At 55.4% G+C, this 11,561-nt stretch carries 9 protein-coding genes; 6 read left to right on the forward strand and 3 right to left on the reverse strand.

Going from position 1 to position 11,561, the window contains the following annotated elements; genetic code table 11:
• Positions 1-30: 30 nt before the first annotated feature.
• From J9253_RS19350 to yciA, 3 genes are all read left to right on the forward strand, one after another.
• A complete protein-coding gene (locus tag J9253_RS19350) occupies positions 31-1,182 on the forward strand; it encodes an RNA-guided endonuclease InsQ/TnpB family protein (protein WP_210221241.1) in 1,152 nt (383 codons plus the stop codon).
• 194 nt (positions 1,183-1,376) lie between these two features.
• On the forward strand, positions 1,377-4,316 hold the full coding sequence (locus J9253_RS19355) for an SEFIR domain-containing protein (protein ID WP_210222472.1): 2,940 nt from the start codon (positions 1,377-1,379) through the stop codon (positions 4,314-4,316).
• Positions 4,313-4,708, forward strand: coding sequence for an acyl-CoA thioester hydrolase YciA (gene yciA, locus J9253_RS19360; RefSeq protein WP_210222473.1), 396 nt, complete (start codon positions 4,313-4,315; stop codon positions 4,706-4,708). The genes J9253_RS19355 and yciA overlap by 4 nt, the downstream gene beginning before the upstream one ends.
• 3 nt (positions 4,709-4,711) lie before the next feature.
• Here yciA and J9253_RS19365 read toward each other — a convergent pair whose 3' ends face one another.
• Positions 4,712-5,449 carry a M48 family metallopeptidase gene (locus tag J9253_RS19365; RefSeq protein WP_210222474.1) on the reverse strand — a complete coding sequence of 246 codons (738 nt, stop codon included), beginning with the start codon at positions 5,447-5,449 and terminating at the stop codon, positions 4,712-4,714.
• A 98-nt stretch (positions 5,450-5,547) separates the two neighbouring features.
• Here J9253_RS19365 and argS point away from each other — a divergent pair, with 98 nt between their 5' ends.
• Positions 5,548-7,284: an arginine--tRNA ligase gene (argS, locus tag J9253_RS19370; RefSeq protein ID WP_210222475.1), complete on the forward strand. Its 1,737-nt coding sequence runs from the start codon at positions 5,548-5,550 to the stop codon at positions 7,282-7,284.
• A gap of 1 nt (position 7,285) precedes the next feature.
• Here the strand turns inward: argS and J9253_RS19375 are convergent, their stop codons facing one another.
• Complete coding sequence (locus J9253_RS19375; protein WP_028488344.1) at positions 7,286-8,464, reverse strand: PilT/PilU family type 4a pilus ATPase; 1,179 nt, start codon at positions 8,462-8,464, stop codon at positions 7,286-7,288.
• A 55-nt stretch (positions 8,465-8,519) separates the two neighbouring features.
• On the opposite strand from J9253_RS19375, the gene J9253_RS19380 reads away from it, so the two are divergent.
• Positions 8,520-9,203: a pseudouridine synthase gene (locus J9253_RS19380; RefSeq protein WP_210222476.1), complete on the forward strand. Its 684-nt coding sequence runs from the start codon at positions 8,520-8,522 to the stop codon at positions 9,201-9,203.
• 86 nt (positions 9,204-9,289) lie between these two features.
• On the opposite strand, the gene ilvA is transcribed toward J9253_RS19380, so the two are convergent.
• On the reverse strand, positions 9,290-10,804 hold the full coding sequence (ilvA, locus tag J9253_RS19385; protein ID WP_210222477.1) for a threonine ammonia-lyase, biosynthetic: 1,515 nt from the start codon (positions 10,802-10,804) through the stop codon (positions 9,290-9,292).
• Between the two features lie 93 nt (positions 10,805-10,897).
• Between ilvA and rpiA the strand changes: the two genes are divergently transcribed.
• On the forward strand, positions 10,898-11,554 hold the full coding sequence (gene rpiA / locus J9253_RS19390) for a ribose-5-phosphate isomerase RpiA (protein WP_210222478.1): 657 nt from the start codon (positions 10,898-10,900) through the stop codon (positions 11,552-11,554).
• Positions 11,555-11,561 lie beyond the last annotated feature (7 nt).

The raw sequence follows: 11,561 nt of genomic DNA on the forward strand, positions 1-11,561 counted from the left end.
CTTCACGAAATATACGATATTTTGTGAATAATGAAAACTAAACGCGCCTACCAATTCCGATTCTACCCAGACCCACAACAAGAAACGTTGCTGGCTCAGACGTTCGGTTGTGTGCGCTACGTTTACAACAGCATCTTGCGTTACCGCACGGATGCCTACTATCAGGCTCAGGAAAAAGTTGGGTACACGAAAGCGAGTTCCCAACTGACTGCCATCAAAAAACTGCCTGAAGCTACTTTCCTGAACGACGTTTCCAGTGTTCCGCTGCAACAATGCTTGAGGAATCAGCAAACGGCGTTCAAAAACTTCTTTGAAGGTCGGGCAAAATACCCTGTCTTCAAATCTAAAAAGCACCGCCAATCGGCTGAATTCACGTACCGCGCGTTCAGCTACCGTGACGGTGAATTGAAACTGGCGAAGTGCGATAAACCGCTGAATATCAAGTGGAGTCAGGCACTTCCGGCTGACCCCACCACGGTTACTGTTTCCAAAGATCAGGCCGGACGCTATTTTGTGTCTTGCTTGTGTGAATTTGAACCCACGCTGTTGCCCGTCACCGATAAAAAGGCAGGCATTGACGTGGGCATCAAGGATTTGTTCGTTACCTCTGACGGTTTTAAATCCGGTAATCCCCGCCACACCGCACAACACGCGGCTAAACTCGCGAAGTACCAACGCCGTCTTGCCAAGAAGACACTCGGCAGCAAGAACCGGTTGAAAGCTAAACGCAAGGTCGCCCGTGTTCACGCGAAAATTTCCGATGACCGTTCGGACAACTTGCACAAGTTGTCCCGCAAACTGATTAACGAGAACCAAGTGGTTTGTGCTGAAAACCTCGCCGTGAAGAACATGATTAAGAACCCAACGTTAGCCAAGCACATTGCGGATGCAAGTTGGGGTGAGTTCACTCGCCAGCTTGCGTACAAAGCTGGCTGGTACGGGAGGACATACGTTGAGATAGGGAGATTCTTCCCGTCCACTAAACGCTGTTCCTGCTGTGGGTTCGTGAAAGAAAACATGCCGCTGGACGTGCGATCGTGGGAGTGCCCCGAATGCGGCACAACCCACGACCGTGACGTGAATGCAGCACGTAACATTTTAGCCGCCGGGCTGGCGGTGTTAGCCTTTGGAGAGAATGTTAGTGGCGATGGCATTTCGGTGTCGTCGTCCTGTTCTCGGTGAATTAGGAATCCCCCGGCTTTAGCCGTGGGGAGTAGTCAAACCGTCATTGTAATCAAATCGGTCTTTGTACAGTTGTGTTGCGCTCATGTTGTCATGTATAGCAACAAATAATGGGGTGGTCAATTTGGTGGAAGAAAATCCCCCCGATAAACGCTATGATCAAGCCTGCATCAACGTGAACAGGGCTTGCTCACATGTCGGAACTTCCAAAGACCAAGGTTTTCATCAGTTACAGCCACGATTCGTCGGAACACAGCGCGGACGTATTGGCGTTTTCCGATCGTTTGAATAAAAACGGTGTTGATTGCGATATTGACCAATATCTGAATGGTTCACCGGAAGAAGGTTGGCCGCTGTGGATGGAACAGATGCTAAACGAAGCGTCTTATGTGCTTGTCATCTGCACCGAAACCTATTGGAACCGGGTACAACGCAAGGAAAAACCGGGGGTTGGCAAGGGTGTGAAGTGGGAATCATTGCTGACTTATCAAGACATCTACGATAACGACAGTTTGAACAAGAAATTCATTCCGATAGTTTTCACCAGTACCAACCTCGAATTTATTCCTAAACCCTTGCGGGCAGGTTCACATTACGACCTGGGTCGTGCGGAGACTTACGAAAAACTGTTGCGCCTCCTGAGCGGGCAACCCTTGGCAATCAAACCAATGTCGGGGCAGACACAGCATCTGCCGCCTGTCAATGCAAGTTCTGCGGCTCCACACATCCACTCCGACCGCCTCCCCACCGTCAAAGGCGGTTTCTTCGGACGTGAAGCTGAGTTGCAAATGCTGAATGACGCTTGGTATGGCGAAGAGAACCCTCACCCCAACCCCTCTCCCAGAGGTAGAGGGGCTAAAGAAACACGCATCATCCAGTTCATCGCTCCTGGCGGTACGGGTAAAACCAAACTGTTGCGCCACTGGCTCGACCACACTGACGGTATTGACGCGCTGATCGCGTGGTCGTTCTATTCGCAAGGTGCAAGCGAAGACAAACAAACCTCCGCCACTCCGTTTTTCAGCCATGCCTTTGAAAAACTCGGCTCAACCCGCGAGCGGTTCGTAACGGAGGAAGACAAGGGCGAACACCTCGCCGACCTGCTGCGCCGCCAGCGTTGTGTGTTGGTGCTGGATGGTTTGGAGCCGCTGCAACATGCCGGGAACGGGATGCGCGGCGAACTCAAAGACCGCGCCATCCGCCAACTGCTGAAAAATCTGGCGGGGCACAGTAACGGCCTGTGCATTATCACCACGCGGATTGCGGTGTATGAGCTGGCTGACCGTGCCGCCGTGGTTTCCCATGATCTGCAAAATCTCGCCCCTGTGGATGGGGTAAAACTGCTGCAATCGCTCGGTGTGCAGGGCAAGCCAACCGAACTGAGCAAAACCGTGCGCGAATATGGCTGTCATGCCCTCGCCCTCACCCTGCTGGGTAATGTGTTGCGGCTGCGCTATCAGGGCGATGTGCAAAAGCGCGACACTCTCAAAGCATTGGTCAAATCCACGGGCAGTAAGGAAAGCCGCCACGCCTTCAAGGTCATGCAAGCCTACGAAGACTGGTTTGCTGATCAACCGGAACTGGCTTTGCTGCATTTACTGGGCTTGTTCGACCACTCCATTGAACAGGCCGTGCTGCAAGTCCTGTGGGATGCACAGATTCCGCACCTGACCGCAGGCATTGATGAAGACGACTGGCTGGAAGCCATTGCCGGGTTGCGCGAAGAACATCACCTGTTGTCACAGCATGACGGCGGCGGCGACCTCGATTGCCATCCACTGATCCGCGAATACTTCGGCAAACAACTGCAAACCCAGCACCCCGACGTATGGCAACAGGCACATGCACGGCTGTACGACTACTACAAAGCCCTGCCGGAGAAGGAACTGCCCGATACGCTGGAAGAAATGCAGCCGCTGTTCAGTGCGGTGGCGCATGGGTGTGCGGCGGGGTTGCATCAGCAGGCATTTGATGAGGTTTACTGGCCTCGTATCCAGCGCGAGGATGAGTTTTATAATGTCAAAAAACTCGGGGCATTCAGCGATGACCTTGCTACCGTGGCGCATTTCTTCACCACACCGTGGCAGACACCCGCTGCGGGCTTGGCTGATGCTGACAAAGCTTTAATGCTAAATTTTGTGGGAGCGGTGTTACGTGCACTAGGGCGGCTGCGTGAGGGGATGGAGTCGATGCAGGCAAACGTGGAAATGTCGGTTCAGCAGGAGAACTGGAAAGAAGCAGCCAAAGGAGCCAGTAACCTCAGCGAACTGCAACTCACCCTCGGCGATCTCACTGAGGCACTCAGCAGTGCTGCGCAGAGTGTGGCGTATGCTGATAAATCCGGGGAACTATTCCATCGTATGTCAAAATGCACCACCCACGCAGATGTCCTGCATCAGGTCGGGCAGGTAGCGCAAGCTCGTGAACTATTTCAGGTGGCCGAAGCCTTGCAGCAGGAACGCCAGTCTGGCTATCCACGTTTGTATTCGCTGGGAGGTTTCCGCTACTGCGATCTGCTGCTGGTGCAGGGGGAAACGGCTGCGGTATTGGAGCGGTCGGAGTCTGCTCTTGAAGTTGCGAAGCGAAATGGCTGGTTGCTGGGTATTGCACTGGATCAACTCTCACTCGGACGGGCGCATTTGCAGCAAGCCGTCGAAGAAACCCCTCCCAGCCTCCCCTTATCAGGGGAGGAGCAAGAGCACGCTGCCCGCTCCCTGAGCGAAGCCAAAGGGTGGCTGGAGCAGGCGGTGGCGGGTTTGAGGGCAGCGGGAGCGCAACATCATTTACCACGCGGTCTGCTCGCCCGCGCTGCCTTTTTCCGCTACGCGCACGACGTTGCCCGCGCCCGGCAGGACTTGCAGGAAGTCTTCGAGATCGCCGAACCCAGCGGGATGCGGCTGTTTTTGACGGATTATCATTTGGAGATGGCGCGGTTGATGCTGGCGGAGCAGGAAGAGGGCGTATGCAATACGCCCCTACAGGGGACGGACGTAGGGGAGTATTGTATACGCCCTCTTGCTCTTCACGAACACATCGCCACAGCCGAACGTCTGATTACCGCCACCGGCTACCACCGCCGCGACCCTGAACTCGCCGAACTCCAACAACACCTTGCTACCGGAGCCACCCCATGACCACCGACAACACCCACCCACGCGGAACCCTGATCCTGCGCACCCTCGCGATGCCCAAGGACACCAACCCCAACGGCGACATCTTCGGCGGCTGGATCATGGCGCAAATGGACATCGCAGGCGGCATCCTTTCCAAAGAAGTCGCTAAAGGCCGGGTGGTAACGGTGGCGGTCAATAGCATGAAATTCATCCGCCCCGTCAACGTGGGCGACGTAGTGTGCTGCTACGGTGACGTGCTGAAAATCGGCACAACCTCCATCACCCTGCACCTGCAAGTGTGGGTCAAACCGCTGTGGCACGGCAGCGATACCGAACTGCGCTGGCAAGTGACCGAAGCCGATTTCACCTACGTCGCCATCGACGAAAATGGCCACAAACGTCCGCTAGCGTAGGCATCACGCCCCATTCACCCACCCCGGCAAGCGCCCCATCGCCCCTTTCATCGCGGCATGAATCGCTTCGTAACCCGGCGAAAACTGCGTTACCAGTGCCCAGAACCGCTTGGAATGGTTCATCTCCACCGTATGGCACAGCTCGTGGATCAGCGTATAGCGCACCCATTCTGGCGGCAGCAGCATCAGCTTGTAATTCAGGTTGATATTGCCGCTGGAGGAACAGCTTCCCCAGCGGGTTTGCTGCCCCTTGACGCTGCAACGGGTGTAACGCAGCCCGGTTTCTTCCGCGAGTTGCTGTAACTGCTTGCCCAGATGGAGCTGCGCATAGCCGCGTAACCAATGGCGCAACGCAAATTGGCAATGTTCCGGGTCACTGATCGCCCCGGAAAGGGTCAGGGTGTGGTGTGCCACGTAATCCAGCCCAATATTCTTGCGGGCAGTCGGCGTATAAATAACCCGCAGACTTTCCCCGCTTGCCAGCAATTCTAGCCGTTCGGGCAAGGGGGAATCGGTAGTCGCGGGGGGCGTTTCGCGCTCGATTTTGCTCAGGGTAGTCGCCACCCACGCCAGTTGGCTGTTGACCCAATCGTGTACTTGGCGCGACCCGATGCCTGCTGGTTGCGTCACCACCAGACCCTTGTTGGGGTGCAATTGCATCCGTAAATACTTCGCCCGCGCCGATTGCCGTACCGTGTAATTCAGGGTGCGTCCGTCCGGCAAGGTCAGTGCTTTCATCATGCGAATCCCATAATCCTGCAAATCAAGGTTCAGAATATTGGATTCTACAAGGCAAGCCGCCTAAAATCCCCCTTTTGCCCAAACCTGAAAAGAGCCTGATGAATATTCGCCAACTGCTTGATGACCGCATGACCGCCGCGCTGCACACCCTCGGCGCACCGGCTACCGTAACTGCCATTGTGAAACCTTCCGCCCGCCCCGAATTCGGCGATTATCAGGCCAACGGCGTGATGGCGGCCGCCAAGCAGTTGAAAGCCAACCCGCGTGAACTTGCCACCCGCTTGCTGGAAACGCTGGATTTGTCTGACCTCGCCGACAAGCTCGAAGTCGCGGGGCCGGGCTTTATCAATATCCACCTGAAAAACGAGTGGTTGAGTGGGGCGTTGGGGGGAGGGCGTATGCAATACGCCCCTACAGACCAAACCATCGTCGTGGATTATTCCGCACCCAACCTTGCCAAAGAAATGCACGTCGGCCACCTACGTTCCACCATCATCGGCGACGCTGTGGTACGGGTACTGGAATTCCAAGGCCACAAAGTCATTCGCCAAAACCACGTCGGTGATTGGGGCACGCAATTCGGGATGCTGATTGCGCACATGGTCAGCCTGCAAACGCAGGGCGGCGAGCTTTCCATGCAATTATCCGACCTCGAAACCTTTTACCGCGAAGCCAAGCAGCGCTTCGACGCTGAGCCTGATTTCGCCAATGCTGCGCGTGATTACGTGGTGAAACTGCAATCGGGTGATGCGGAATGCCTGCAACTGTGGCAGCAATTCATCGACATTTCCCTACACCATTGTGAGGCCATTTACGCGCGTCTGGGTGTGAGCCTGACCCGTGCGGATGTGATGCCGGAAAGTGCCTACAATGCCGACCTTGCCAACGTGGTCAGCGACTTGCAGGCCAAGGGCTTGTTGGTGGAAGATCAGGGCGCACAGTGCGCGTTCCTCGACGAATTCAAGAACAAGGATGGCAGCATTACCCCGATCATCGTGCAGAAAACCGGCGGCGGCTACCTGTACGCCACCAGCGACCTTGCGGCAGTGCGTTACCGTAGCGGCACGTTGAAGGCCGATCGTGCGCTGTATTTCACCGATGCCCGTCAAGCGCTGCATTTCCAGCAAGTGTTCCTGTTGGCACGTAAAGCCGGGTTCGCGAGTGACACCATTTCCCTCGAACACATGCCATTCGGCAATATGCTCGGCGAAGACGGCAAGCCTTTCAAAACCCGCACTGGCGGTACGGTCAAGTTGGTAGATTTGCTGGCAGAAGCTGAAGAACGCGCCTTCACCCTCGTCACCGATAAAAACCCGGAACTCGACGAAATCGAACGCCATGACATTGCCCGCACTGTCGGTATCGGCGCAGTTAAATACGCCGACCTCTCCAAAAACCGCAACTCGGATTACATCTTCAACTGGGAATCCATGCTCAGTTTCGAGGGCAATACCGCGCCGTATTTGCAGTACGCCTACGCTCGCATCAAAAGCATTTTCAGAAAGGCAGAAGAAACCCCTCCCGGCCTCCCCTTATCAGGGGAGGAGGCGAAGATTTCGCTGCATGAAGTGGCTGAACGTACCTTGGCGATGAAGCTGCTGCAATTCACCGAAGCGACGGATAGCGTGGCGAAAGAAGGCTTGCCGAACCACCTGTGTACTTATTTGTACGAGCTGGCGGGCAATTTCATGAGCTTCTACGAAGCCTGCCCGATCCTCAAGGATGGCGTGGTGGAAGAGGTGCGTAATAGCCGTTTGCAACTGGCAAACCTGACCGCGCAAACCCTGCAAACCGGCTTGGGTTTGCTGGGGATTGGGGTGATGGAGCGGATGTAACTTACGTCAGTTCCACCTCTGGTTTTGGTTCCAGCGACAAATTTGCCATGAAATCAGCACTTGCGGCCGTGGATTTGGCTTCAGGTGCTGCTGCCGCTGCTGTCGGACGTGGTTTCGCCAGATTCCCCGACAGGTTGATCTTGAGCTTGAGGTTGCTGGGGGAATCGGCGTTGCGCAAGGTTTCTGCCAGTGAGATTTGCCCTGCCAGATACAGCTTGTAGAGGTGACTGTCGAAGGTTTGCATTCCCTGTTCTTCGGACTTTTCCATGATTTCTTTGATGGCGTGCACGTCGCCTTTCATGATCAGGTCGCGAATCATCGGTGTGCCGAGCAGGATTTCGATGGCGGCAACGCGCTTGCCGTCAATGGTGGGGATCAGGCGTTGCGAGACGAAGGCTTTGAGGTTGAGGGATAAATCCATCAGCAATTGGTGGCGGCGTTCTTCGGGGAAGAAGTTGATGATGCGGTCGAGCGCTTGGTTGGCGTTGTTAGCGTGCAGGGTGGACAGGCACAGGTGGCCTGTTTCGGCGAAGGCTAGGGCGTGTTCCATGGTTTCTTGGGCGCGGATTTCACCGATCAGGATCACATCGGGCGCTTGGCGCAGGGTATTTTTCAGCGCATCTTCGTAGCTGTCGGTGTCGACGCCGACTTCGCGCTGGTTGATGATACATTTTTTGTGCGGATGCACGTATTCCACCGGGTCTTCGATGGTGATGATATGCCCGTCAGCCGAAGCATTGCGGTGGTCGATCAGTGCGGCGAGTGAAGTCGATTTGCCCGAACCTGTGCCGCCGACGAACAGGATCAGCCCGCGTTTTTCCATGATCACGTCTTTGAGCACTTGCGGCAGGCCGAGTTTGTCGGCGTTGGGAATGTCGGTTTTGATATTGCGGATGACCATCGCGATTTTGTGGCGCTGCTTGAAAATATTGACGCGGAAACGGCCAACGCCTTCTTCGCTGATGGCGAGGTTCATTTCGGGTTTGTGTTCAAACTGCTGCTGCTGTTCTTTGTTCATTAGCTCGTAAGCCATGTCCTTGAGCATTTCCGGGGTCATGACGACTTTATCGAGGGCTTTGAGTTTGCCTTGGAATTTGGCTTTGGGTTCGAGATCGGCGGTGAGGTACAGGTCGGAACCGTCGTAATGGGCGAGGATACGCAGATAGTCTTTGAGTTTCATGAGTACTTTCCTTTATTGTTATGGATTTTTTCCGCCATTATAGCAGTAAAATCCTATGCGTTTAGATCAGTTCGTCAGTCAAGCCGCCGCCATTACGCGGGTGGATGCTCAACAAGCCATTCGTTGTGGTTGGGTGGATGTTGAGGGTAAAACCATCACCAAAACCTCTACGCACATTGACCCAACAGCGGCAGTGACGTTGGATGATGCGTTGATTACCTTGCCGGGTGATATTTATTTGATGTTACATAAACCGGCAGGTGTGGTGAGTGCCACGGAAGACCCTGAGCATCAGACCGTGTTGGATTTGATTGATCATCCGCACCGCAAGACGCTGCGGATAGTGGGGCGTTTGGATAAGGATACGACAGGTTTGTTGCTGTTGACCAATGATGGCGACTGGTTGCACCGCATTACTGCCCCGAAAAGCCATGTGCCGAAAACCTATCTGGCAACGCTGGCATGGGCGCTGACGGAAGAGGGCGCGGAACAGTTACGCGCCGGGGTGCAATTGCATGGCGAAAAGGGGCTGACCAAGCCTGCGGAGGTGGAAATCCTGCCCGACCAGCAGGCGCGGATCACGATTTCCGAAGGCAAATACCATCAGGTGAAGCGTATGTTTGCGGCAGTGGGAAATCGGGTGGGGTCGCTGCATCGCGAGCGGATTGGTGAATGGGTGCTGGATGCGGCGCTAGCACCGGGAGAATGGAAGGTTCTGAACCTGGATTCGTCGGATTAAGATGATTAACTATGATGCGAGCACACGCTGAATCACACTAATCATGCTAATCCGATGAATCCCGGTTCAGACAAATACAGATCAGATTATCCGAGGAAGCGCTGGTAAGCGGGATTTTCGGTCTCATCCCAATACTCATACCCCAGCTTGTTGAGGAACTCGCAGAACTCGTCGCGTTCCTGTGGCGGGACTTGAATGCCGACCAACACGCGCCCAAAATCCGAGCCATGATTGCGGTAATGGAACAGGCTGATGTTCCAGCCCGCGCTCATGCTGGTGAGGAAGTGCAGTAACGCGCCGGGGCGTTCCGGGAACATGAAGCGGTACAGTACTTCGTTTTTCGCGCCGCTGGAATGCCCGCCGACCATGTAGCGCAAGTGTAGTTTGGCGACTTCGTTATCGGTCAGGTCAGTGAAGGAGTAGCCGCGTGTGTGTAAGTCCTGCAACAGGGTTTCGCGTTCTGGCTTGCCGCCGGAAATCTTCACTCCGGCAAAGACTTGAGCGTCGTGCGCATCCGAATAGCGGTAGTTGAATTCGCTGATGGTGCGGTTGCTGATGGCGTGGCAAAATTCGCGGAAACTGCCGGGGCGTTCGGGGATGGTCACTGCCAGCAACATTTCGCGGCCTTCGCCCAACTCGGCACGTTCGGCGACGTGGCGCAGGCGGTCGAAGTTGATGTTCGCGCCGCTGGCAATGCCGATCAGGTGTTTACCTTGCACTTGCTCGCGGGCGACGTATTTTTTGATGCCTGCCACGGCTAATGCGCCAGCGGGTTCTAGCAGGGTACGGGTGTCTTCAAACACGTCCTTGATGGCGGCGCAGGTTTCGTCGGTGCTGACCAAGATTACTTCGTCGACAACGTGTCGGGCAATTTCAAAGGTGTTTTCGCCAACCAACTTTACCGCCGCGCCATCGGCAAACGTACCCACTTGTGCGAGTTGTACCCGTTCGCCTGCTGCCAAGGAGGTGTATAGGGTGGGCGCTTCTTCATGTTCTACACCGATGATTTTGATGTCGGGGTAAAGGTATTTGAGGTAACTGCCGACGCCTGCAATCAGGCCGCCGCCACCGACGCACAGGAATACCGCGTCAATCGGGTCGGAATGTTGGCGCAAGATTTCCATGCCAATCGTGCCTTGCCCGGCGATCACGTCGAGATCGTCGAAGGGGTGCACGAAGGTCATGTGCTGTGCGCGTTCGAGTTCGCGGGCGTGGGCGTAGGCTTCGTCGTAGGAGTTGCCGTGCAATACCGCATTGCCACCAAAGGCTTTGACCGCGTTGACTTTGATTTCCGGGGTGGTCTTGGGCATGACGATGGTGGTCTTGATGCCGAGCTTGGAACCGGACAGCGCTACGCCTTGTGCATGGTTGCCTGCGGAGGCAGCGACTACGCCGTGAGCGCGTTCTTCCGGGGTTAGCAGGAACATTTTGTTGAATGCGCCGCGCAGCTTGAAGGAGAACACTGGCTGCAAGTCTTCGCGCTTCAGGAAGATTTCATTGCCCAGCCGTGAACTCAGGCTACGCGCCCGATCCAGTGGGGTTTCGATAGCCACGTCGTAGACGCGGGCGGTGAGGATGCGTTTGATCAGCGATTTGTTCATGGTTCCAACTTTTGCGGCTGTGCCTTTACGTGTGCGCTAGTATATTGCAAACTCGGGCTTGAGAAAGATTTTTGCAACATCACAGGAAAGTTTATGAGTCAGGATGCTATGAAAAAAGCGGCAGCAGAAGCCGCATTAGCCTATGTCCAGCCGGGCATGATCGTCGGGATTGGTACAGGTTCGACCGCCAACCATTTCATCGACCTGCTGGCGGGGATCAAGCATAAGGTGGAAGCCACGGTAGCCAGCTCCATCGCCAGCGCCCAGCGTCTGGAAAGCCACGGTATCCGCGTGCTGGATTTAAACGAAGCCGGGGAGCTGTCGCTGTACGTGGATGGCGCGGATGAGTCCGACGAAAACCTCAACCTGATCAAGGGCGGTGGCGGTGCTTTGACCCGCGAAAAGATCGTCGCGGGTGCGAGTGCGAAGTTTGTGTGCATCGCCGATGACACCAAGTTGGTGAAGGTGATGGGCAAGTTCCCGCTGCCGATCGAAGTCATTCCGATGGCAGAAGCGCTGGTGGCGCGTGAAATGATCAAGCTGGGCGGCAAGCCGGTGTTGCGTGCCGGTTTCACCACGGATAACGGCAATATTATCCTCGACATTCACGGGCTGGAAATCACCGATCCGGTGGCGCTGGAAAACCGTATTAACCAGATTCCGGGTGTTGTGACTAACGGCCTGTTTGCGATCCGCCCTGCGGATGTGCTGATTCTGGGTGGTCCGAACGGTGTGCGCACGCTTGTCTAAAGCAGGC

Source organism: Thiothrix litoralis (assembly GCF_017901135.1).
GTDB classification, from domain to species: domain Bacteria; phylum Pseudomonadota; class Gammaproteobacteria; order Thiotrichales; family Thiotrichaceae; genus Thiothrix; species Thiothrix litoralis.